Raw genomic sequence first — 21,751 nt, forward strand, 5'->3', positions numbered from 1 at the left:
CACGTTCTTCACCGGCCCCGGCGGTCGCGTCCGTATCATCTCGGCATGGTGCTGAACCCGGAGCCGAGGCTCAGCCGGCGGGCGGTGCTCCTGGCCGCCGGAGGGCTGCTCGCCGGTTGCTCCCGGCGGCCCGAGGCCGACAGGGTCCACCTGCGCCTGGCCACCGGCCCGGCCGGGGCGGTGTACCGCCGCATCGGTGGCGCGCTGGCCGAGCACATCTCCGAACAGGTGCCGGGCGCCACGGTGACCACCGTGCCGAGCGGGGCGTCCACCGACAACATCCGGATGCTGCGGGCCGGTGAGGTGCACCTCGGGCTGACGAGCCTGGACGCGCTGATCACGACCGACGGCAGCGCGCCCGGGGGACTCTCGGCGATATGCCGGCTCTACGACAGTCACCTGCATCTCGTGGTCATGGCCGGTTCGGCGATCGAGGAGTTCCGGGACATCGAGGGCGGGCGCGTGTCCCTCGGCGCCCACGACTCGGGCACCGAGTTCACGTCGCTGCGGGCCCTGAAGCACGGCGGGGTGAGCGCCGACGGCCGGTACCTCAGCCAGGCCGAGTCGGCGGCGGCGCTGCGCGACGGCGAGATCGACGCGATGTTCTCCCTGACCGGCGTCCCGACACCCGCCATCACGGAGCTGGTACGGCGGCACCCGATCCGGCTGATCCCGCTGGAGGCGCAGGCGGACGCGCTCCTCACCGCGTTCCCGGGTTCCTACGCTCCGGCCACGATCCCCGCGACCGCCTACGCCGGTGTCCCGGCCACCCCCACCGTCGCCGTCCCGAACCTGCTCCTCGTACGCGACGACCTGCCCGACGACCTGGTCCGCGCCATCACCGACACGATTTTCACGCACACCGGCACGATCACCTCCGCCGGTCGGGACGGCACGGAAGCCGTTCCCGAGGCGTGGCAGATCAACGTGCGCACCGGGATCTCCACCGCGTCGATCCCGCTCCATCCGGGCGCGGCCGCCTGGTTCCGCGACCGCAAGCGCTGAACCGGGAGGGCCTCAAGCCCGTGACGGAGCCGGGAGCCTCAGGTCCGTGACGCAGGCGGGAGTCTCACGCCCGTGACGGGGTTCGGAAGTGTCATGACGGGGCCCGGGAGTCTCAGACCTGCGAGGGTGCCGCGGTGCCGGACGGCGACGCCACCTGCGGGACGACCGGCAGCACGACCACCGCGGCGAATCCGTGCCCGGACCCGTCCGGGCGTGGCAGGCCCTCCTCCAGCCGCAGCTCGCCTCCGGCCGCCCCGACCAGGTCGGCGCAGATCGCCAGTCCGAGGCCGGTCCCGGACACGTTCTGGTGCCGCGGCGACCGCCAGAACCGTCGTAGCGCCTGGGCCCGCTCGGACGCGTCGATTCCCTGGCCGTCGTCGCGGACGGCGATGGTGACCACGCCCCCGGCCGCGGAGGTGTCGCCGGGGCCGGTGCTCGCGGTGGCGCCGCCGGGGCCGGTGCCCGCGGTGACGTTTCCGGGACCGGCGTTCATACCGCCGGAGGCGATCCGGGCGGCGTTCGCACCGCCGGAGGCGATCCGGGCGGCGTTCGCACCGCCGGAGGCGATCCGGGCGGCGCCCGCATCGCCGGGGACGACCCGGGCGGTCACCTCCACCGCCCGCGCGTCCGACAGCCGCAACGCGTTGCTGATCAGCTCGTCCAGGACGCTGCCCAGCCCGCCCGGGGGCTCCAGCAGGCGCAGCCCCGGCGGGACGTCGACCGTCAGTGTCTGCCCCGCCGTCGCCGTCAACGCCCGCCAGCGGTTCACCCGGGTCGCCAGCACCGCGTCGAGATCCACCGGCGACGCCTTCCGTATGCTCTCCATCCGCGCGCTGGCCTGCAGCGAGTTCAGCAGCCGCTGCATCGCCTTCAGCTCGTCGACGGCGACGTCGTACACCTGCCGCCCGTCGCCGCTCGCGCGCAGGTGCGGTTCCAGGCTCTCCACGGCGAGCCGGAGGCTGGTCAGCGGGTTGCGCAGCTGGTGCGACGCGTCGGACACGAACGCCCGCTGCCGCTGCGCGGCGTTCTCGACCGCGTCCATCATGGTGTTGAACGACTCCGCCAGCCGCCGCAGCTCGACCGGGCCGGCCTCGGCGTCCGCCCGGATGGTGAGGTCGCCCCGGGAGATCCGCGAGCTCGCCGCGTCCAGCTCACGCACCGGCCGCAGCACCCACGCCGACACCGGCCAGGCGACGGCCACCAGCGCGACCAGCGGCAGCAGCCCGAGCGCGGCGAGCTGGGCCCACCGCACGAGGATGCGGTAGCGCGTCCTCGACAGGTCGGAGATCGTCACGACGGTGCCGACGACCTCGCTGTCGCGGCCCACCGGCTCCGCGACCACGAGGGCCGAGTCGCCCCACGGCGTCCATTCCCCGGACGGTTCCGACCTCGCCCCGGCCAGCGCCGCGGTCACGATCCGGGGCAGCGCGGGCTCGGCCCGCGCCGCCCGCTGGTAGGCGCCGGCCGGTCCGAGCAGCACCGTGCCCGACGTGTCGATCACCGCGGCGGGGATGCCGTACAGCTCGTGGTAGTGCGCCAGCTCGCGGTGGAGCGCCTCGGTCCGCCCGGTCGACAGCGCGGTCTCGGCCAGCGACGCGAACCGGCCGACGTCGTTGAGCCGGTCGACGTAGGTCTCCTGCATCTCCCGTTCGGCCACGGTGACGCTGAGCGGCACCCCGAGCGCCGCGACGAGCAGTACCGCGAGGGGTACCAGGACGGCGAGCAGGCGACGGTGCACGGCGCGTCAGCCGATCAGCTCCGGCTGGTCGGCCAGGAGCCGATAGCCGACCCCGTGGACCGTGCGGATGAGCACGGCAGGCCCGATCTTGTTCCGTAGCGCCGCGATGTGGGTGTCGAGGGTGCGGCTCGACGCCTCCCAGGTCGCGCCCCAGATCTGGTCGAGGATGACGTCGCGGCTCACCACGTTCGGGGCCCGCCGGGCCAGCAGCAGGAGCAGCTCGAACTCCTTGCGGGTCAGCGTCACGGGCGTGCCGTCGACGGTGACCTCGCGGGTGCCGACGACGATCCGCATCGGGCCGAGGACGAGCGGCTCGTCCGGGTGGCTCAGGGAGCGGGCGACCCGGGTGCGCCGCAGGACGGCGTCGATCCGGGCGAGCAGCTCCGGGATGCCGAACGGCTTCACGATGTAGTCGTCCGCGCCGGCACGCAGGCCGCGGACGCGCTCGTGCTCCTCGGAACGCGCCGTAACGGCGATGACGGCCGTCTCCGGGTGGTCACGCAGCCTGCGGATCACGTCGAGCCCGTCGCCGTCGGGCAGGCCCAGGTCGACGAGGACCACGTCGGACGGGGCGGCACGCACCGCCTCCGCGGCGGTGGCGATGCGGTGGACCTCGAAGCCCGCCTGGGCGAGGACGGTCACCAGGCCCCGCGCCACGCGGTCGTCATCCTCGATGATGGTGATCCGCATACCGGCGGATTGTACGGCCAGGACCGGTGCTTGGTCAGCCCTTCATTTCCGGTAACTCTCTGATATCCCCCGCATTCTTGGGATTTCTCTGACACCATCCGAGCCCTCCCCGTCCGACACTGATGCCGCGCACTCATCGAACAAATGCGCGTGCGCAGAGGAGGAGGCCGCGACATGAGGACGACCCGCAGCTACCGAGCCGTCAGGCGGATGATCGCCGCGATCGGTATCGTTCCGCTTGTCGCCGCCTGCTCCGGCAACGGGGGCACCCCCGGCGGCGGCGCCACCGACGCCGGGGGCTACCCCGACAAGAACATCACGTTCGTCGTGCCGTTCAGCGCGGGCGGCCCGACGGACACCGTCACCCGCATGATCGCCGAGCCGATGGCCGCCAAGCTCGGCGCCAAGGTCGTCGTCCAGAACGCCGAGGGCGCGGGCGGCACGATCGGCGCCGGTGAGGTCGCGCGGGCCGATCCCGACGGCTACACCGTGCTCATGCACCACATCGGCATGTCGACGGCTCCCGCCCTATACCAGAACCTGAGCTACAAGCCGCTGGAGAGCTTCGAGATGGTCGGGCTCGTCACCGAGGTGCCGATGACGATCGTCGCCCGCAAGGACTTCGAGCCCAAGACGCTCCAGGACCTCGTGACCCACGTGAAGGCGAACGCGGGCAAGGTCACGCTGGCCAACGCCGGCATCGGCGCCGCGTCCCACCTGTGCGGCCTGCTGTTCCAGTCCGCCACCGGCGTCAAGCTCCAGGAGGTCCCGTACGAGGGCACCGGCCCCGCGCTGACCGACCTCGTCGGCGGCCAGGTCGACTTCATGTGCGACCAGACGACCAACACCAGCGGCCAGATCTCCGCGGGCGAGGTGAAGGCGTACGCGGTGACCACGCCCGAGCGCGTGAAGAGCCTGCCCGACCTGCCCACCACGACCGAGGCCGGGCTGCCCCAGCTCCAGGTGAGCGTGTGGCACGGCCTCTACGTCCCGAAGGGCACGCCGCAGGACGTCGTCCAGAAGCTGTCCGACGCGCTGAAGGTGGCGCTGGCCGACAAGGGGGTCGTCGACCAGATGGCCAAGCTCGGCACCGCGCCGGTCGCGGCCGAGGACGCGACCCCGCAGGCGCACCGGGCCAAGCTGGAGGAGCAGCTCGGCACCTGGGCGAAGGTCATCGCCGACGCGGGCGTCAAGGCCTCCTGAGGTGGAGCGTCGCCGGTCCCTCCCCGACGTCCTGGCCGGGGGAGTCTTCGTCCTGATCGGCGGCGCGTTCGCGGTGGGGGCGCTCGGCTACGACCTGGGCACCCCGCTGCGGATGGGCCCCGGAGCCTTCCCGCTGCTGGTCGGCGCGGTCGTGGCCGCCCTGGGCCTGGCGATCGTCGTCAAGGGACTCGTCGCCGGAGAGGTGATCGAGTTCGGGCCGATCCCCTGGCGCGCGGTCGGCGCCATCGTGCTCGCGGTCCTGTTCTTCGGGCTCACCGTCCGGGGCCTCGGGTTCGTCCCGACGTCGGCGGTGACCGCCCTGCTCACCGCGCTGGCCAGCTCGCGCGTACGGCCGCTCACGGCCGTCGCCGTGGCCGCCGGGCTCACCGCGGCCGCCACGCTCATCTTCGTCGTCGGACTTCAGCTGCGGATCCCGCTCCTGGGCCCGTGGCTGGGGTTCTGACGCGGCATCCGGATTGAGGCATGGAACTTCTCGACAACCTCGTACTGGGCCTCTCGACCGCCCTCCTGCTCCAGAACGTCCTCTACTGCTTCGTGGGAGTGCTGCTCGGGACGGCGGTCGGCGTGCTGCCCGGCATCGGGCCGACGGCGACGGTGGCGATGCTGCTGCCGATCACGTTCAGCTTCGAGCCGGTGACGGCGCTGATCATGCTGGCCGGCATCTACTACGGCGCGCAGTACGGCGGCTCGACGACCGCGATCCTGATCAACCTGCCCGGTGAGTCGTCGGCGGCGGTCACCGCGCTGGACGGGCACGAGATGGCCCGGCAGGGCCGGGCCGGCGCGGCGCTGGCCGCCGCCGCGATCGGGTCCTTCTTCGCGGGCACGGTGGCCACGGTCGTGCTCGCCGTCGCCGCCCCGCCGCTGGCCCGCGTCGCGCTGAACTTCGGCGCGCCCGAGTACTTCTCGCTGGTGCTGCTCGGCCTGATCGTGTCGATCGCGCTGGCGCGCGGCGGGACGCTCAAGGCGCTGGCGATGATCGCGCTCGGCGTGCTGTTCGGCACGGTCGGCCAGGACCTCTACACGGGCACCCCCCGGTTCGTGTTCGACCAGCGCGAGCTGTACGGCGGCATCGACTTCGTGTCGGTCGCCGTCGGCATGTTCGGGGTGGCCGAGATCCTGCGCAACCTGGAGAACGAGCAGACCCGCACGGCGATCGTCGACACGGTGAGGAACCTCTGGCCGACCCGCGAGGACCGGCGCAGGATCGTCGGCCCGATCCTGCGCGGTACCGGCCTCGGCGCCGCGCTCGGCGTCCTGCCCGGCGGTGGCCACGTGCTGGCCTCGTTCACCTCGTACGCCGTCGAGAAGCGGATCTCGAAGCGGCGCGAGGAGTTCGGGCGCGGCGCGATCGAGGGCGTCGCCGGTCCCGAGTCGGCGAACAACGCCGCCGCGCAGACGTCGTTCATCCCGCTGCTCACCCTGGGGCTGCCCGCCCACCCGGTGATGGCGCTGATGGTCGGCGCGTTCATCGTCCACGGGATCACCCCCGGCCCGAACGTCATCGTCGACGAGCCGGAGCTGTTCTGGGGCCTGATCGCGTCGATGTGGATCGGCAACGTGCTGCTCGTGCTGCTGAACCTGCCGCTGATCGGCCTGTGGGTGCGCATGCTGCGCATCCCGTACCAGGTGCTGTTCCCGATGATCATCCTGTTCGCCGCGATCGGCACGTACTCCCTGGAGTTCAACGCCTACGACGTCTACGCGATCGTGTTCTTCGGGATCCTCGGCTACGTCCTGATCAAGTGCGGCTGCGAGCCGGCGCCGCTGCTGCTCGGGTTCGTCCTCGGCCCCCTGCTGGAGGAGAACCTGCGGCGGGCGCTCATCATCTCCCGCGGCGACGCGACGGTCTTCCTGACCCGGCCGATCTCCGCGGTGCTCCTGGTCCTGGCCGTGGCGGCGCTCGTCGTCGCCGTCCTCCCGGCGATCCGCAGGCGCCGCGAGGTGGTGTTCGCCGAGGAGGAGTGAGGAGGAGTGAGGAGTAGGGACCCCGGATCCGGCGGGTCACCCGCAGGGCCGCGAGCCGCGCCCGGCCGCGGACCGGTGCCCGCTCCGGGACGACTGCCCGCTCCGGGACGACTGCCCGCTCCGGGGCGGCGAGAAGCCGCGAGATGTCGCGGGTGGTGTCAGCGGGGGGCCGCGAGGACGTCGCGGACCACGTCCTGCAGGGTGACGCGGGCCAGCTCGCGCCGCAGGGTCTCCTCGATGCCCTCGTAGATGCCCTGCATCGCGGGCCGGATGCCGTACCCCACCACGCATTCCTGGTCCGGGGTGGCGCGGTGCATCGCGAACAGCGGGCCGGGCTCCACCGCCTCGTACACGTCGAGCAGGGTCATCGACTCCAGCTCGCGCGCCAGCGACCAGCCCGCGCCCATGCCCCGCCGGGACTCCACGAGCCCCGCCCTGCGCAGCTCGCCGAGCAGCCGCCTGATCACCACGGGATTGGTGTTCGCGCTGCTCGCGATCTGCTCGGAGGTCGCGACCTCGTTGCCCTGGCGCTGGTAGAGGCTGATCCAGGCCAGCGCGTGGGCGGCGATGGTCAGCCTGCTGTTGGCGCTCATGAACCCTCTTCTCCTGGCCGCGCCGTTGTATGTTACGGCGCTCCAGTCGTAACAGCAAATGTTGCGACCACACTGTCGTAACCATTAGCGTTACGACCATCGGATGGATCGATCAGCGAGGTGAGAAGAATGGACAAGCCGCTCACGGGCAAGGTCGCCCTGGTCACCGGGGGTTCGCGCGGACTGGGAGCCGCGACCGTACGGTTGCTGGCCGAGCAGGGCGCCGACGTCGCGTTCACCTACGTCAGCTCGGACGAGCGGGCGCGGGCCGTCGTCGACGAGGTGCTCGGCAGGGGAGGCAGGGCCGTCGCCCTCAAGTCCGACCAGGCGGACACGAGCGGGGCACCGGCGTTGATCGACGACGTGGTCGCGCACTTCGGCGGCCTGGACATCCTCGTCAACAACGCGGCGATCTCGGTGAGCCACAGGGTGGACGACCCGGACGCCGACACCGCCGCGCTGGACCGGATGCACGCCACCAACTACCTCGGCGTGATCGCCGTCATCCGGGCCGCCTCCCGGGTGCTGCGCGAGGGGGGCCGCGTCATCACGGTGAGTTCCGGGCTGGGCTCCCGGGTCGGGCTCCCGGGCCTCGCCGACTACTCGGCGACCAAGTCGGGGATCGAGAGATACACCATGGGCGTCGCGCGGGACCTCGGTTCCCGGGGCATCACGGCCAACGTCGTGGAGGCCGGGCTGATGGAGAGCGGGATGGAGCCGCCGGACCCCGAGACCCTCAAGGCCCTGGTCGGCTCGCTGTCCCTGCAGCGCCTGGGGCACCCCGACGAGATCGCCGTGGCGATCGCCTTCCTGGCGAGCCCCGCCGCGTCGTACGTCACCGGCGCGGTGCTGGACGCCCACGGCGGCTACAACGCCTGAACCGGACCCACGAGGACCGGCCGTGACTCAGGAGCGGTCGTGGCGCAGGACCGTCCGCCGGCCGTCGCCCGGGATGGTCACGATGAGGCGGCTCGCCATCGCGGTGACGTCCCCCTTCGTGAGGCTCGCCCCCATGGTCGTGGCCTCGTCGTACGTCTCCGGCGAGAGGGCGGCGCGCACGACGGCCACGTTCCGGGGGCCGTCCAGCGGGTCCATGAGCTCGGGGGAGTAGCCCACCCGGGAGCCGATGGCCGCGACCGCGCCGAGCAGCACCGCGCCGTCCACCCCCCGGCCGGCCATGCCGAGCGCTCCGCCGAGCACGTGGGCACAGGCCAGCCAGGAGGTCACGTCCCGCACGCGGTCGAGGTGCACGACCAGGCGGGCCGCCTGCTGCACGGCCCGGCCGGCGTCGCCCGTGTCCATGGCGACCTTCGCCCCGATCCAGCCCGAGGAGCAGTACGCCCAGTCGTGGCCGCAGGCCTCGGCGATGTCGGCGGCCTGCACGAGCTGCCCGGCGGCGAGCAGCGGGTCGCCCGCCACCCTGGTGATCTGCCCGCGCACCATCATCAGCTCGGCCTCGATCCAGGACAGCCCCGTCGCCCGCACCCGCGTCCAGCCCTCGGCGAGGGTGAGCTGCGCCCTGTCCGGGTCGCCGCTGAGCTGGAGGAAGTACGCCCGGTAGGGCAGGGCGCGGGCCATGACCTCGATGTCGCCGGTGGTCTCGGCCTCCCGCAGTGCCATCTCGACGTCGTCGTTCCCGGCGAACGGGTCGCCCGCCAGGTAGCGGAGCAGTGCCCGCCCGATCAGCGCCTGCCCCCGCCCGGGGTGGTCGGCGCCCGCGAGGTCGAGGGCCTCGGACAGCCGCGCGATGCCCTCGTGCACGTTGCCGTTGCGGTACCAGAACCACGACAGCGCGCCGGCGAGGCGCAGCGCGGAGTCCCCGTCGCCCGTGGCCAGGGCGTGGCCGAGCGCGGCCCTGGTGTTCGCCTGCTCGTGCCGGAGCCTGCGCAGCCACAGCTCCCCGTCGAAGGTGCGCAGGCGCCGGCCGGCCGTCTCGGCGAGCTCCACCGTCCACGCGAGATGGCGGCCCGCCCAGCGGGCCCGCTCGTCGCCGGGCAGGGCGCGCAGGGCGTACTGCCGGATGGTCTCCAGCATCCGGTAGCGCCGGGGCGCGGCGGAGCCGTCCACGGTGACCAGCGACTTGGCGACGAGGCCGCCCAGCCTGTGCAGCGCCCCGGGAGGCCCCGCCACCCGTTCGGCCGCCTCCAGGTCGAACCCGCCCTCGAAGAGGCTCAGGCAGCCGAGCAGTTCCCTCTCCGGCGGGGTGAGCAGGCGCACGCTCGACGCGATGACCGCCTCCAGGCTCCGATGGCGCTCGGGGGCGGTACGGGAGCCGGTGGCCAGCAGCGCGAACCGGTCGTCGAGCCCGTCCGCGATCTGTTCGAGGGACAGGACCCGGGTCTGGGCCGCCGCGAGCTCGACGGCCAGGGGGAGGCCGTCCAGCTCCCGGCAGATCCGGGAGATCAGCTCACGCTCGTCGTGGCGCGGCCGTCGGCCGGGACGGACCGCGCCAGAACGTTCCAGGAAGAGCTCGACGGCCGCCCCGTCGGGATCCAGCGGCGCCAGGTCCCAGGTCGCCTCCCCCGTGACGGCCAGCGGTTCCCGGCTCGTGGCGAGCAGCCGCAGGCCGGGGCAGCGGGACAGCAACGTCTCCGCCAGCGGCGCGACCGCGTCGACCAGGTGCTCGCAGTTGTCGAGAACCAGCAGCGTCTCCCGGTCGCCGATCGACGCGGCGAGATGGTCGGTGCCGCTCGTGGTGGCCGCGCCCATCGCCGCGCCGATCGCGACCGGCAGCAGTTCCGCGTCCGTCACGTCCGCCAGGAGGGCGAGCCACGGGCCGTCCTCCTCGCCGCTCCCGCCCTCGTCTCCGTTTCCGGCCCCGTTCCCGATGCGGTGCTCCCGGGCGGCCTCCAGGGCCACGCGGCTCTTGCCGGTGCCGCCGGGGCCGACGATCGTCACCAGCCGGTGCGCGGCGAGCAGGTCCTTCACCGCGCCCACGGCGCCGTCACGCCCGATGAGGCGGGTCAGCGGCACCGGAAGCCGCGGGCGGGCGGGCTCTCCCGGCTCGGGACGCGCGGCGGCCGTCGCGGCCTTCTCCGGGGTGCGCGGGTCCAGGGCGGGATCCTGCCGGAGGATCGCCGCCTCCACGGCGCGCAGCGAGGGGCCGGGGTCCACGCCGAGTTCCTCGATCAGCCGCTCGCGCGCCGTGCGGAGGGTGGCCAGCGCGTCCGCCTGCCGCCCGTTCCGGTACAGGGCGAGCGCGAGCAGTTCCCAGGACCGCTCCGCCAGGGGGTGCTCGCGGACCAGCGACTCCAGCTCGCCGACGGCCTGGACGTCCGCGCCGGTCGCGAGGCGGGCCGCCGCGTGGTCCTGGCGGGCGGTCAGCCGGGCGTTCTCCAGGCGGGCGATCTCGGCGCCAGCCACGTCGGTGTCGCCGAGGTCGGCGTACGCGGGACCGTGCCACAGCGCGAGCGCGGCCGCGAGGCTCTCCGCCGCCGCCGACGGGTCGTCGGGAAGCAGTCTCGCGCCGCGCTCGGCCAGGGCGGCGAAGCGTTCGGAGTCCACCGATTCCGGCCTGACGCGCAGGACGTATCCCGGCCCCTGCCGGTCGAGGAGGCCGGTGGTGGTACGGGGAGGCCGGTCCGGTTCCAGGACCCTTCTCAGCTTGGTGATGTGCGAGTACAGGGTGGCGACGCCGCTGGCCGGGGCGTTCTCCCCCCACACCGCGTCGACGAGGCGGTCGCTCGTCACCATCTTGCCCTGCGCGATGAGCAGGGTCGCGACGAGGGCTTTGACGCGGGGGCCTCCGAGATCGAGCCGTTCCCCCTCGCGGGTCACCGTCAGCGGACCCAGGACGGAGAAGTGAAGCCCGGATGGTTCAGCGCTCACCTGACAGCCCGCCCTCTTCGCCACCACCTCCGTCCAAATACGGACTTATCGCGATTATGCCCCAAAGCAGCAATAAGGCCAGGGCATTTCTTGCCGGGGACGCGGGTGTCCGAGGGCACCGGTTGCCGTTCGGGTGATCATGGGTAACGCTTCTGATCATGCAGACCGGTCCTTTGCTCGGCTCCGGCCGTACCGCGGATGTGTTCGCGATCGACGACGCGTGGGCGCTGCGCCGGTACCGGGACGGCGGCGACGCGTCCGCCGAGGCGGTCGTGATGTCCTACGTCTCCGGTCACGGGTATCCGGCGCCGCGTGTCGGGTCGGTCTCGGGCGGGGATCTGACCATGGAGCGGCTGTCCGGCCCGACCATGCTGGAGGCGCTCATGCGGGGCGCGATCACCCTGGAGGAGACGGGCACGGTCCTGGCGGGGCTGCTGCGCCGCCTGCACGCCCTCCCGCCGCGGGTCTCGGCAGACCCGGCGGACCGCGTCCTCCACCTCGACCTGCATCCGGGGAACGTGATGCTCACGCCCGGCGGGCCGATGGTGATCGACTGGGCCAACGCCGGGGAGGGGCCGCCCGCGCTCGATCGGGGGATGTCCGCCCTGATCCTGGCGGAGGGCGCGGTGAACATGCCGGACGCGGCGCCCATGGTCCGCACGATCCTGGTCGCCCTGCTCGGCGGGCTCGACCACGCGATCGACATGGAGGGGGCCCTCGCCCTCCGGACCGCCGACCCGGCGCTGAGCCGGTCCGAGAAGCGACTCCTCGGCGACGCCGTGGCGGTGGTGAGCTCCCTCACCCCTCGGTAGCGACCGGCGCGGGGGCCGTCCGTCCGGGAGACGGACGGCCCCCGGCCGCCGTCACCGGGTCGTGCAGACGGTTCCGTTGAGGGTGAAGACGGCGGGCAGCGTGTTCGGGCCGCTGTAGTTGCCGACGAAGCCGACCGTGGCCGACGCGCCCGTGGGCAGCGAGCCGTTGCCGGGGTCGTTGACGACCTTGACGTCCCGCCCGTCCTGCGTCCAGACGGCGCCCCAGCCGCTGCCCAGGCTCTGCCAGGGGTTGGGCCAGCTGAAGCTCAGGGTCCAGCCGCTGACCGGCGCGCCGTCGTTGGTGATGTCGATGGCGCCGACGTAGCCGCTGGCCCAGTCGGACTGCTTGGTCAGGCGTACCGAGCACGAGCTGGAGGCGGGCGTGCCGGTCGTGAACGTCAGCGGCGCGGAGGGCGCCGAGACGCCGCCGCCGCTGTCCCGGGCGATCACGTTGACCGTGTAGCGGGTGCCCGGCCTCAGGTTGCGCACGGTGAGGGAGGTGCCGCCGGTCTCGCCGACCTGCTCGGTGACGGCCCCGTTCTGGCGGTGGACCTCGTACTTCGCGATCGGGCGCGTACCGGCGGAGGCGGCGGGCCAGGAGATGGTGGCGGTCCTGTCCGTCACGGCGGAGGCCGTGGGCTGTCCGGGCACGCCCGGCAGGCCGGCCTGGGCGGAGGCGGGACGCAGGACGACCGTGGTCAGCGAGAGCGGCGGCAGCGTCTGGCCGGTCGCGCTGCCCGCCGTCGAGGTGGTGATGCCCGTGGCGCCGTTGGTGTGGGTCAGCACGGTGGGAGCCCCGGACGCCGGGCTGAACCCGGCGTAGCCGATCGTGACGGGATAGGACGTGTCGGAGGAGGTGTTGACCAGCAGGACGGCCAGATCCCCGTTGGGACGGCGCACGGCGTGCGCGACGACCTTCGCCTGGTCGGTCGCGGCCCGGACGAACCGGTCCCCGGGGCGGGCGAACCTGCTCACCATCTGGAGCGCGTAGTACGGCGCGAAGGGCGTGTTCGCCGCCGGTTCGCAGACGCCGCCGTCGGCGGTGCACGTCCCGCTCGACAGCAGGCCGAAGTCGCCGTAGTCGGTGTGTCCCTCGACCTGCGTGACGTTGCCGATGCCGTTGTGGACGTTCCACCAGTCGACCGTGAACACCCCGTTGGCCAGCAGCGTCGCGTAGGCGTCGGCGGCGGCCAGCGCGCCCGGCTGGGTCGTCGTGCCGCCGCTGTTCGACCCGGTGTTGAACTCGGTCATCGCGATGCCGATCCGCTCGGATCCGGCCCCGACGTGCTTCGCGATCTGCTGGCGGGTGAGGTGGATCATGTCGGGGACGTGCGCGGCCCTGTCGAAGGCGCCGGGGTACCAGTGCAGGATCACAAAGTCGATCTTCGATCCCGCGGCGGCCAGGACGACGTCGTTCCAGGTTCCGGCGTCGCCGTCGGCGACTATCCCGTCGGGCCAGTTGGCCGGGGTGGTCAGCACCGCGCCGATCTTGATGGTCGGGTCGACGGCCTTCATCGCGTCGGAGTAGGCCACGACGTGGCGCGCGTACTCGGCCGGGCTCTTGTCGGGGTGGTCGTCGGCCTCCCAGACGGCGCCGTAGTGGCCGTTGCCGTAGTTCTCGTTGCCGATCTCCCAGTACTTGACGCCGTAGCCCTTGACGACGTTGGCGTGCCGCACCCAGGCCGCGGCCTCCGCCGCCGTGCCGGTGCCGTAGTTGGCGGTCACCATCGGCTGCGCCCCGGTGCGCCGCACGCCGCGCATGAAGGTGTCGAAGTCGGTGTCGGGAGCCACGTAGCCGCCGGGAGCTGTGTGGTCGGCCCAGTGGTAGATGTCGGAGTACGAGCCGCCGGGGTAGCGCAGCACCTTCATGCCCGCGTCCTTGAGCAGGTCGGCGGTCTCGTCGGTGCCCAGCCGGCTGTCCCAGATCGCGTGGTTGGTACCGATGCCGGTCTCGGGGACGGTGGCGAGCGCGGCGCGGGCGTTGACGGTCACCGCGACCGGATCGACCTCGTCGGCGTGCGCGGCGGGATCGGCGTGCGCGGGGGAGACGGTCAGGGCGGCCAGCGTCAGCAGGATCGCGGACGCGGCCCGTAACGGAACTTTCGGCATCGATGCACCTCGCAACGGATAAGTGACGTTCACTCGACGCTCCGGCCCTGACTCGGAGGCAACGTGATCGTCAGCGGTCACCTCCCCGTTCGTCAACCGGCGTTGAAACTTTCACGCGGGCCGGTGATGGTCAGCGTGGGACGGCCGGGTCGCACCGGCCGGAGGGACAACCACGCCGGACAGTGGCCGCTTGTCCGCTCAGCGAGCGAGAACGGACCGCCGCCCCGGCTCCCGGCCGGGGTGAGACCGCGACGGGACAGGGCGGCATCCCCATCGTGCCGTGTTACAGGGGCGTATAGGCTGGACGGTGAACATGCCACATGCTCTGTTGAGGTGTCCGGATGCCGGTCCTTCGTGAGAGGCCGCCCCGTGACATCCCCGTTGTGAGGAGTCGGTGAATGCCGCGCGAAGGCGTCGGACCGGATTTCATCGAGGCGCTGGCCCGAGGGCTGGAGGTCGTCACCGCCTTCCAGCCGCGCCGCCCGGTGATGTCGCTGACCCAGGTGGCCACCGCGACCGGCCTGGCCCGGCCGACCACCCGGCGCATCCTGCTCACCCTCCAGGAGCTGGGCTACGTGCGCTCGTGCGAGGGCGGGTTCGCGCTGACCCCCCGGGTGCTGGAGCTGGGCGTGGCCTACGTGCGCTCGATGGGGTTGTGGGACGTCGCCCGCCCCCACCTGGAAAGGCTCGTCGCCCGTACGGGCGAGTCGTGCTCGATCGCCCAGCTCGACGGCTCCGACATCGTCTACGTGGCCAGGGTCGCGGTGCCCAAGATCGTGGGGCTGGCCGTGCAGATCGGCACCCGGTTCCCGGCGCAGGCGACCTCGCTGGGCAAGATCTGCCTGGCCGCGCTGTCCCCGGAGGAGGTGGACCGCGTGCTGGCCGAGCCGTCGCGGTCCGGCATCGAACCGAGGCGGATCGGCCGCGAGGAGCTGCACGCCGAGCTGCGCGAGGTGCGCGCGCGCGGCTGGGCGTTCACCGACGAGCAGCTCGCGCCCGGCATCCGCTCGGTCGCCGCGCCGCTGCGTGACGGGTCCGGGCGGGTGATCGCCGGGATCAACGTCAACAGCCACGCCGCGGAGACCTCCCTGGAACGGCTGCTGGAGGAGCACCTTCCGCCGCTGCTCCAGACCGCGGGGGAGATCAGCGCTGACTTCGCCCGGCTGGAGACGGTCCCGCACGTGACCCGGCCGGCCGCCTCCTGAGCGGCCCGCCACGTCCTGAGCGGCCCGGCCCTCCCGGCGGTTCGGGTCGTTCGGGTCGTTCGAGAAGTCGTCCAGGAGAGTCGTTCAGGGGATGAGGACGATCCGGCCGGTCGCGGTGCCCTCGTGCTGGCGCCGCCACGCCTCCCCCGCCTCCCGCAGCGGCATGGTCTCGTGGGTGACGGACAGGGTGCCGAGCAGGGCCCGCTCGGCGACGAACGCGAGCGAGGCGGCGCGCCGCTCCGGGCTCAGCTCGTTGTTGGTGTAGCCGAGCAGGCGCAGTGACCCGCCACGCAGGGTGGCCGAGTCGATCGGGCAGGTCTCGCCCGCCGAGCCGCCGAGGTTGACCAGCCTGCCGCCGGGGCGCAGGGTGCGCGCGGCGGCGGCGGCCGGTGCGCCGAACAGCGGGTCGAGCACCAGGTCGACCGGCCCGTCGGCGACGGCGGTGAAGCGCGCCGCCAGCTCGGCGACGTCCTCGGTGTCGAGCGTGACGACGGCGTCGGCGCCGGCCCGCTCGGCCCGGTCCCTGGCGGCGGCGGACCGCGCGGCCGCGATCACCCTGCGGGCACCGGCGGCGCGGGCGAGCTGGACGGCCGCCTGGCCGACCACGCCCCCGGCGCCGAGCACCAGCACCTGTTCCCCGGCGACCAGCTCGCCGCGCCAGGTCAGCGCCTGGTGCGCGGCGACGGCCGACAGCCCCAGCGCGGCGATCGCCACCGGATCGATCCCGGCGGGGAGCCGCACCACGTCGCCCACCGGCACGCGGGCGAGCTCGGCCATGCTCCCGTCGCCCGGCGCCATCCCCGCCGAGGTCGCGAACCACACCGGCTCGCCGTCGACGGTCCCGACCCCCTGCACGCCCGGCACGTACGGGGTCCGCGGCCTCCCGAAGTACGACGTGCCGCTCGCGCACAGCAGGTCCAGCGGGGTGACGGGAGCGGCCGTGACCGTGACCGGCGTCTCGCCCGGGACGGCCGGGGGCGCGTCCCGCACGACCGGCACGGGCGGGCGGCCGGGTTCCTGGATCTCTACGGCGCGCACGGGCTCAGGTGGCGATGTCGGGATAGGGAAGCGCGAAGTGTGCGAGCCGTTCGGCGTACTGGAGCTGGAAACCGAGCGGCTCCTCGTGGTCGCGTTCGAACATCGCGATGAAGAGGGTGAGGGTGAGGAACGGGTGTGCCCCGAGCTCGAACAGCGCGGGGTAGTCGTGCTCGGCGAGCGCGGCGCGTTCGGTGTCGTCGAAGCGCAGCCAGGTGCTCGACTCGCCGTCTATGCAGTTGAGGATGCGGTTGGCCTGCTCCCTCTCCCACCACTCCACGGTGCCCCGGGGGTCCTCGCGGTAGCGCTCGACGAGCTCGGGGTCGCGGTCGACGGTGTAGAGGAACTTGTTCAGCAGGTACTTGCTCACTGGCCGGCTCCCTTCGGGTACCAGGTGAAGTAGGCCTCCATGGTGTGGAACAGGTCGTAGGTGTCGACGTAGTCGGCCTTCATCCCCTCGCCCGCGACGCCCATCATCAGCATGAAGTCCATGAATCCGTGGGTGGCGTTGCCCGGCGCGTGCAGGCTGTCCAGCGTCACCTCCGACAGGCAGCCTTCGAGGTCGCCGGTGGAGATCCACTCCACGGCCCGCCGGTCGAACTCCGGGTCGGGGCCGTGCGGCCCGAACTGCCGGGGCCCGCCCAGCTCCAGCGACAGGTGCCCGGTGCCGATGACGGCGACGCGCACGTCCTGCGGCCAGGACTCCACCAGCTCGCGGATCGTCTTCCCGAGCTGCACGAAGCGCTTGGGCCGCGGCATCGGCGGGGCGAAGATGTTGGTGTAGATCGGCACGATCGGCAGGTCGTTCTGCGGGCGCAACGTGATGATCGGGCACGTGATCGAGTGGTCGATCCGCAGCTCGTTGGAGAACGCCAGGTCGAACCCCGCGTCCATCCCCTCGCGCAGCAGGTAGGACGAGAGGTCCTCCTGCCCCTTGAGCAGCATGCGCGGCAGCCCGAACTCGCGTTCCTCGTTGTAGAAGTTGCCGTCGTAGAACGGCGCCTTGCCGATGAGGAACTGCGGCATGTTGTCCAGCCACAGCTGGTGGAAGTGGTCCGAGCCCACCATCACCAGCACGTCGGGGCGCGCCCTGGTCAGCGTCTCGCGGAACGCCTCGACCTTGCGTACCCACTCGTCGGCGAACTCCGGGCGGTCCGCGCCCGTCGCGGTGCTGGCCCGGTAGTAGAACGGGTGGTGCGTGGACGCGACCACCGCGACCAGTTCGGCCATCGGATCTCCTTGTAGATGGTTTGCGAGGTTAGGGGTGGTCTTCGGGGGTGTACGGCACGGGCTCGACGGACCGGTTGTTGAGGTCCACCGAGAGGAAGATGTCGTTGCCGACCGGGTTGCGTATCTCCTCGGCGAGCTGCCCGATCAGCCCGGCGGTCCTGGCGAGCAGGGCGAACCCGCGAAGCAGCTCCAGCGGCAGGCCCAGGTCGGCCAGCGCGGCGCCGCACACCCCGGCCCCGTTCAGCGGCAGCGTCCGGCCCAGCACCCGGGGATGCACCCGGCCGATCGCGGCGAACAGCGACAGATGCGGCCCGAACAGTCCCTCCTCGGTGGCGATCTCCATCAACCGGGGGGTACGGGGGTCGCCCTCCTTGTGGACGTGGTGGCCCAGCCCGGGGACGAACCTCCTGGCCGCGCGCCGGTCCTGGACGGTCCTCAGGGCGAGGGCGTCCCAGCCGTCGTCGCCGTCCGGCAGGTCGCCGTCCACCGAGGTCAGCACGTCGTGCAGGAAGCGGCCGGTGTCCTCGGTGACGCCCAGGAACCTCGACCCGCCGCCCAGCAGGCCCGCCGCGAGCGCGCCCTGCACCGAGTCGGGCGCCGACAGGTAGGTGAGGCGGGTGACGATCGCGGTCGGGGTGAAGCCGTGGTCGGCCAGCGCGGCCAGCACGGCCTCGAACACCCGCACCTCGCCGCGCCCCGGCCGCCGCTGGGTCGCCAGCCAGAACGCCAGCTCGCCGAACCCGACCTCGCCCATGACGTCCGCCGCCAGGTCGTGGCCGAGCAGGGTGATCGTCCTGAGACTGGACGCGCCGAGCGCGGTCGGGTACCCGGGCCTGTCGATCCGCTCAGTCACGGTCGTCCTCCCCCGCGAGCCGTTCGCGCCGCTCGGCGCCGTGCTCGTCCGGTCCGGTGAGCCGTTCGCGCGGCTCCGTGCGGTGCCTGCCCGGTTCAGTCACGGTCGTCCTCCCCCGCGAGCCATTCGCGCAGCTCCGCGCCGTGCTCGTCCAGCTCGGGGGGCGGCAGCCGGTAGCCGGCCGGGGTCCGCGAGAACCTGATCGGATGCCGCGTCGTCGGCACCGCCCGATCGTCCTCGCCGACCTCCACGATCGGCTCCAGCTCGAAGCGCTCGGCCATCGCGAACCCGCCGTCGACGGTGTTGATCGGGCCGCTGGGCACCCCGGCCTTCACCAGCAGCTCGAACCACTCGACCGCGCCCCGCTCGGCCAGCCGTTCGACGAGGATCGGGCGCAGCTCGTCGCGGTGCGCGGTGCGGTCGGCGTTGCGGGCGAACCGCGGGTCGTCGGCGATCTCCGGGACGCCCAGCACCTCGCACAACCTGCGGAACTGGCCGTCGTTGGCGGCGGTGACGATCAGGTCGTTGTCGGCGGTCGGCAGCGGCTCGTACGGGAACACGCTGGGATGCGCGTTGCCCATCCGGTAGGGCACGACCCCGCCGGCCACGTAGGCGGAACTGTGGTTGACCAGCCCGGTCAGCGCCGACGACAGCAGGTTCACCTCGACGTGCTGTCCCTGGCCGGTCGCGTCCCGGTGGCGCAGCGCCGCGAGGATGCCGATCACGACGTGGTTGCCGGCCATCACGTCGAACACGGAGATCCCCGCGCGGTAGGGCGGCCCGTCCGGATCCCCGGTCAGGCTCATCAGGCCGGAGATGGCCTGCACCATCAGGTCGTACCCCGGCACGTCGCGCCCCTTGCCCGACCCGAAGCCGCTGATCGAGCCGTAGACCACGCCCGGGTTGGCCGCGCGGACGCTTTCGTAGTCGAGGCCGTACTTGGCCAGGCCGCCGGGCTTGAAGTTCTCCACCACCACGTCCGCCCTGCGGGCCAGCTCGCGGGCCAGCCCGGCGTCGGTCTCGTCGCGCAGGTTCAGCGCGATCGAGCGCTTGCCGCGGTTGACGCCCAGGTAGTACGTCGACACGTCGCCGCGGACCGGCGGCGTCCACGACCGTGTCTCGTCGCCCCCCGGGCCCTCGACCTTCACCACCTGGGCGCCCAGGTCCGCGAGCAGCATGGTGGCGTACGGCCCGGCCAGCACCCGCGAGAAGTCCGCGACCAGCACCCCCGACAGCGGCCCGCCGGAGACCTCGTCCGGCGACGCAGCGCTCACTGACATCCAGCTCCCTCGTTGGTCCGCTCAGTGGACATATGTCCGCTCAATAGATTCTGGCAAACATCTGCCATCCGTCAAGGCAGATCCAGGTAAAAGAGATCTATTGACAGCCGCAATGCGAAGCGTGACAGTACGGAGAAACACGGTGACCGTAAAGCGGACACCCGTCCGGTCACGTGATCCGGTATGCGCGGTAAGGAGTCCTGGTCATGAGCGAACGGATTCGGTTCGAGGCCGGCCGGCCGGTGGTGCTGCGCGGAGGCACGGTGCTGCCGATGGACGACGGGCGCCGGGTGCTCACCGACACCGACGTCCTGGTCGTCGGTGACCGGATCGCGGCCGTCGGGCCCGGACTGCCCGTACCGGAAGGCACCGCCGAGATCGACGCGACCGCCGGCATCGTGATGCCCGGGATGATCGACACCCACCGGCACATGTGGCAGACCGCCATGCGCGGCTACGGCGCCGACTGGACCCTGACGCAGTACTTCATCTGGTACTACCTGGAGCACGGCAAGCTGTTCCGGCCCGAGGACGTCCACGCCGGCAACGTGCTGGCCGCCATCGAGGCCCTCGACGCCGGCGTCACGACCGTCGTCGACTGGTCACACGGCCTCCAGACGGTCGACCACGCCGACGCCGCCGTCGACGCGCTGCGGTCGGTGCCCGGCCGGTTCGTGCTGGCCTACGGCAACATCCAGCGGGCGCCCGCCGACTGGACCGCCGCGCCGGAGTTCCGCGACTTCGTCCGGCGGCGGATCACCGGGGACGACATGCTCGGCTTCCAGCTCGCCTTCGACGTCACCGGCGACCCGGAGTTCCCCGAGAGGCCCGCCTTCGAGGTCGCCCGCGATCTCGGCGTCGCGGTCACCACCCACGCCGGCGTGTGGGGCGCCACCTCGGACGACGGCATCCGGCTCATGTACGACCACGGCTTCATGAACGCCGGCACGGTGTACGTCCACGCCGCCTCGCTGTCCGCGGACTCCTACCACCGCATCGCGGCCACCGGCGGCTCCATCTCGGTCTCCACCGAGAGCGAGCAGAGCGCGGGCCAGGGCTACCCGCCCACCTGGGCCATCCGGGCCCACGGCATCCCGGTGTCGCTGTCGATGGACACCAGCGTCTGGTGGAGCGGCGACCTCTTCTCCGCCATGCGCTCCACGCTCGGCGCCGACCGTTCCCGCGAGCACCTGGAGGCCCACGCCAAGGGCGGCACCGTCACGCACAGCGGCCTGCGCGCCGACCAGGTCGTCGACTGGGCCACCCGCGGCGGCGCGCGGGCCCTGGGCCGCGGCGGCGACCTCGGCACCCTGGAAGCAGGCCGCAAGGCCGACGTCGTCCTCATCAAGAACGAGCACTCACCGGTCTCGTTCCCGCTGCTCAACCCCTACGGCCACGTCGCGTTCCAGGCGCAGCGGGGCGACGTGCACACCGTCCTGGTCGACGGCCGCGTCGTCAAGCACGAGCACCGCCTGCTCGGCGTCGACCTGGCCGCCGCCCGCGAGGAGGTCGAGCGGACCGTCGAGCACCTGCGGAGCACGATGGGAGAGGAGGAGTGGCATAAGGGGATGAACCCCGACATCCCCCAGACCACCCTCCTCGACAACCCGTACACCTACACCGACTACCACAGCGACGCGACCCACACCCGCCGGAAGTCCCCCGAGTAGGGCCGGGGTGGTCTCGCTCAGGCGCGCTTTCTCCAGTGGAGGAACGAGCGCCTTCGACGCGGTGGTCCGGGAGCGGGGGCGGGCTTCTCCTGGACCGGATGCAGGTCCCGCCAGCCGGCGGCGACCTTCTCCACGTCGACGAGGGGCTGGAAGAACGGCGGGCCGGACAGGGTCTTCCCGTAGCTCTCGCGGATCCTGTCGTTCATGCCCTCGACGATCGCGCGGGCCTGGGCCTCCGTCCGCGCGACCATCGCCTCGGCCACGGACTCCTCGACCTCCTTGCGCAACGCGAGCGTGCCGGGCAGCGGGAACGACAGGTTCTCCTCAAGCATCTTCTGCTTGATCCACCACATCTCGTCGTGCGGCTTCCCCTCACCGGGGAGGGGCTTGCCCGCGCCCGGCAGGTTGTCGAACTCCCCGCGTTCGGTGGCCTCCCGGATCTGGCGGTCGATCCAGGTCTCGAAGCCGACCCCCGGTGGCTTGCGTTCCGTCATGGATCCCACCCCTCATG

At 72.5% G+C, this 21,751-nt stretch carries 19 protein-coding genes; 8 read left to right on the forward strand and 11 right to left on the reverse strand.

All coding sequences use genetic code 11. From position 1 onward, the window contains the following. The first annotated feature begins 45 nt into the window (after positions 1 to 45). A complete protein-coding gene (locus AC5L38_RS25300; protein ID WP_495245297.1) occupies positions 46 to 1,005 on the forward strand; it encodes a TAXI family TRAP transporter solute-binding subunit in 960 nt (319 codons plus the stop codon). 112 nt (positions 1,006 to 1,117) lie between these two features. Here AC5L38_RS25300 and AC5L38_RS25305 read toward each other — a convergent pair whose 3' ends face one another. Further along, complete coding sequence (locus AC5L38_RS25305; RefSeq protein WP_495245298.1) at positions 1,118 to 2,743, reverse strand: sensor histidine kinase; 1,626 nt, start codon at positions 2,741 to 2,743, stop codon at positions 1,118 to 1,120. Between the two features lie 6 nt (positions 2,744 to 2,749). Next, on the reverse strand, positions 2,750 to 3,433 hold the full coding sequence (locus tag AC5L38_RS25310; RefSeq protein ID WP_495245299.1) for a response regulator transcription factor: 684 nt from the start codon (positions 3,431 to 3,433) through the stop codon (positions 2,750 to 2,752). A gap of 174 nt (positions 3,434 to 3,607) precedes the next feature. Between AC5L38_RS25310 and AC5L38_RS25315 the strand changes: the two genes are divergently transcribed. From AC5L38_RS25315 to AC5L38_RS25325, 3 genes are read left to right on the forward strand one after another with little or no spacing between them, the layout of a single operon-like run. Further along, positions 3,608 to 4,636 (forward strand): tripartite tricarboxylate transporter substrate-binding protein, encoded by a 1,029-nt coding sequence (locus AC5L38_RS25315; protein WP_495245300.1) that lies wholly within the window; start codon positions 3,608 to 3,610, stop codon positions 4,634 to 4,636. A gap of 1 nt (position 4,637) precedes the next feature. Beyond that, positions 4,638 to 5,099: a tripartite tricarboxylate transporter TctB family protein gene (locus AC5L38_RS25320; protein ID WP_495245301.1), complete on the forward strand. Its 462-nt coding sequence runs from the start codon at positions 4,638 to 4,640 to the stop codon at positions 5,097 to 5,099. A gap of 20 nt (positions 5,100 to 5,119) precedes the next feature. Further along, positions 5,120 to 6,625: a tripartite tricarboxylate transporter permease gene (locus AC5L38_RS25325; protein WP_495245302.1), complete on the forward strand. Its 1,506-nt coding sequence runs from the start codon at positions 5,120 to 5,122 to the stop codon at positions 6,623 to 6,625. 158 nt (positions 6,626 to 6,783) lie between these two features. On the opposite strand, the gene AC5L38_RS25330 is transcribed toward AC5L38_RS25325, so the two are convergent. Then, positions 6,784 to 7,218 (reverse strand): Rrf2 family transcriptional regulator, encoded by a 435-nt coding sequence (locus AC5L38_RS25330; protein ID WP_495245303.1) that lies wholly within the window; start codon positions 7,216 to 7,218, stop codon positions 6,784 to 6,786. 129 nt (positions 7,219 to 7,347) lie between these two features. On the opposite strand from AC5L38_RS25330, the gene AC5L38_RS25335 reads away from it, so the two are divergent. Continuing rightward, on the forward strand, positions 7,348 to 8,097 hold the full coding sequence (locus tag AC5L38_RS25335) for an SDR family NAD(P)-dependent oxidoreductase (protein ID WP_495245304.1): 750 nt from the start codon (positions 7,348 to 7,350) through the stop codon (positions 8,095 to 8,097). Positions 8,098 to 8,124: 27 nt separating this feature from the next. On the opposite strand, the gene AC5L38_RS25340 is transcribed toward AC5L38_RS25335, so the two are convergent. Beyond that, a complete protein-coding gene (locus AC5L38_RS25340) occupies positions 8,125 to 11,046 on the reverse strand; it encodes an AfsR/SARP family transcriptional regulator (RefSeq protein WP_495245305.1) in 2,922 nt (973 codons plus the stop codon). Between the two features lie 158 nt (positions 11,047 to 11,204). Here AC5L38_RS25340 and AC5L38_RS25345 point away from each other — a divergent pair, with 158 nt between their 5' ends. Next, complete coding sequence (locus AC5L38_RS25345; RefSeq protein WP_495245306.1) at positions 11,205 to 11,858, forward strand: phosphotransferase; 654 nt, start codon at positions 11,205 to 11,207, stop codon at positions 11,856 to 11,858. Between the two features lie 51 nt (positions 11,859 to 11,909). On the opposite strand, the gene AC5L38_RS25350 is transcribed toward AC5L38_RS25345, so the two are convergent. After that, positions 11,910 to 13,967, reverse strand: a complete 2,058-nt coding sequence (locus AC5L38_RS25350; RefSeq protein WP_495245307.1) for a cellulose binding domain-containing protein — start codon at positions 13,965 to 13,967, stop codon at positions 11,910 to 11,912. 398 nt (positions 13,968 to 14,365) lie between these two features. On the opposite strand from AC5L38_RS25350, the gene AC5L38_RS25355 reads away from it, so the two are divergent. Next, the gene (locus tag AC5L38_RS25355) at positions 14,366 to 15,172 is read left to right on the forward strand and encodes an IclR family transcriptional regulator domain-containing protein (protein ID WP_495245308.1); all 807 of its coding nucleotides are present in this window, start codon (positions 14,366 to 14,368) and stop codon (positions 15,170 to 15,172) included. An 84-nt stretch (positions 15,173 to 15,256) separates the two neighbouring features. Here the strand turns inward: AC5L38_RS25355 and AC5L38_RS25360 are convergent, their stop codons facing one another. The 5 genes from AC5L38_RS25360 to AC5L38_RS25380 all read right to left on the reverse strand — a co-directional run bounded on the left by AC5L38_RS25360 (position 15,257) and on the right by AC5L38_RS25380 (position 19,570). Next, positions 15,257 to 16,210 carry a quinone oxidoreductase family protein gene (locus AC5L38_RS25360; protein WP_495245309.1) on the reverse strand — a complete coding sequence of 318 codons (954 nt, stop codon included), beginning with the start codon at positions 16,208 to 16,210 and terminating at the stop codon, positions 15,257 to 15,259. Positions 16,211 to 16,214: 4 nt separating this feature from the next. Further along, entirely contained in the window at positions 16,215 to 16,577 is a 363-nt protein-coding gene (locus AC5L38_RS25365; protein ID WP_495245310.1) for a hypothetical protein, read from the reverse strand. Further along, positions 16,574 to 17,437, reverse strand: coding sequence for a DODA-type extradiol aromatic ring-opening family dioxygenase (locus tag AC5L38_RS25370; protein WP_495245311.1), 864 nt, complete (start codon positions 17,435 to 17,437; stop codon positions 16,574 to 16,576). Before AC5L38_RS25370 ends, AC5L38_RS25365 begins: the two co-directional genes overlap by 4 nt. A gap of 28 nt (positions 17,438 to 17,465) precedes the next feature. Continuing rightward, on the reverse strand, positions 17,466 to 18,290 hold the full coding sequence (locus tag AC5L38_RS25375; protein ID WP_495245312.1) for a citryl-CoA lyase: 825 nt from the start codon (positions 18,288 to 18,290) through the stop codon (positions 17,466 to 17,468). 95 nt (positions 18,291 to 18,385) lie between these two features. Then, on the reverse strand, positions 18,386 to 19,570 hold the full coding sequence (locus tag AC5L38_RS25380) for a CaiB/BaiF CoA transferase family protein (protein WP_495245313.1): 1,185 nt from the start codon (positions 19,568 to 19,570) through the stop codon (positions 18,386 to 18,388). A 206-nt stretch (positions 19,571 to 19,776) separates the two neighbouring features. On the opposite strand from AC5L38_RS25380, the gene AC5L38_RS25385 reads away from it, so the two are divergent. Continuing rightward, positions 19,777 to 21,240: an amidohydrolase family protein gene (locus AC5L38_RS25385; protein WP_495245314.1), complete on the forward strand. Its 1,464-nt coding sequence runs from the start codon at positions 19,777 to 19,779 to the stop codon at positions 21,238 to 21,240. 17 nt (positions 21,241 to 21,257) lie between these two features. On the opposite strand, the gene AC5L38_RS25390 is transcribed toward AC5L38_RS25385, so the two are convergent. Continuing rightward, on the reverse strand, positions 21,258 to 21,734 hold the full coding sequence (locus AC5L38_RS25390; protein WP_495245315.1) for a DnaJ family domain-containing protein: 477 nt from the start codon (positions 21,732 to 21,734) through the stop codon (positions 21,258 to 21,260). Between the last annotated feature and the right edge of the window lie 17 nt (positions 21,735 to 21,751).

It is taken from the genome of Streptosporangium nanhuense, from assembly GCF_059358815.1.

Coding starts and splice junctions, on each gene's coding strand:
- AC5L38_RS25300 (WP_495245297.1), top strand. CDS start 46: ATGGTGCTGAACCCGGAGCCGAGGCTCAGCCGGCGGGCGGTGCTCCTG.
- AC5L38_RS25310 (WP_495245299.1), bottom strand. CDS start 3,433: ATGCGGATCACCATCATCGAGGATGACGACCGCGTGGCGCGGGGCCTG.
- AC5L38_RS25315 (WP_495245300.1), top strand. CDS start 3,608: ATGAGGACGACCCGCAGCTACCGAGCCGTCAGGCGGATGATCGCCGCG.
- AC5L38_RS25325 (WP_495245302.1), top strand. CDS start 5,120: ATGGAACTTCTCGACAACCTCGTACTGGGCCTCTCGACCGCCCTCCTG.
- AC5L38_RS25330 (WP_495245303.1), bottom strand. CDS start 7,218: ATGAGCGCCAACAGCAGGCTGACCATCGCCGCCCACGCGCTGGCCTGG.
- AC5L38_RS25335 (WP_495245304.1), top strand. CDS start 7,348: ATGGACAAGCCGCTCACGGGCAAGGTCGCCCTGGTCACCGGGGGTTCG.
- AC5L38_RS25345 (WP_495245306.1), top strand. CDS start 11,205: ATGCAGACCGGTCCTTTGCTCGGCTCCGGCCGTACCGCGGATGTGTTC.
- AC5L38_RS25350 (WP_495245307.1), bottom strand. CDS start 13,967: ATGCCGAAAGTTCCGTTACGGGCCGCGTCCGCGATCCTGCTGACGCTG.
- AC5L38_RS25355 (WP_495245308.1), top strand. CDS start 14,366: ATGCCGCGCGAAGGCGTCGGACCGGATTTCATCGAGGCGCTGGCCCGA.
- AC5L38_RS25370 (WP_495245311.1), bottom strand. CDS start 17,437: ATGGCCGAACTGGTCGCGGTGGTCGCGTCCACGCACCACCCGTTCTAC.
- AC5L38_RS25380 (WP_495245313.1), bottom strand. CDS start 19,570: ATGTCAGTGAGCGCTGCGTCGCCGGACGAGGTCTCCGGCGGGCCGCTG.
- AC5L38_RS25385 (WP_495245314.1), top strand. CDS start 19,777: ATGAGCGAACGGATTCGGTTCGAGGCCGGCCGGCCGGTGGTGCTGCGC.
- AC5L38_RS25390 (WP_495245315.1), bottom strand. CDS start 21,734: ATGACGGAACGCAAGCCACCGGGGGTCGGCTTCGAGACCTGGATCGAC.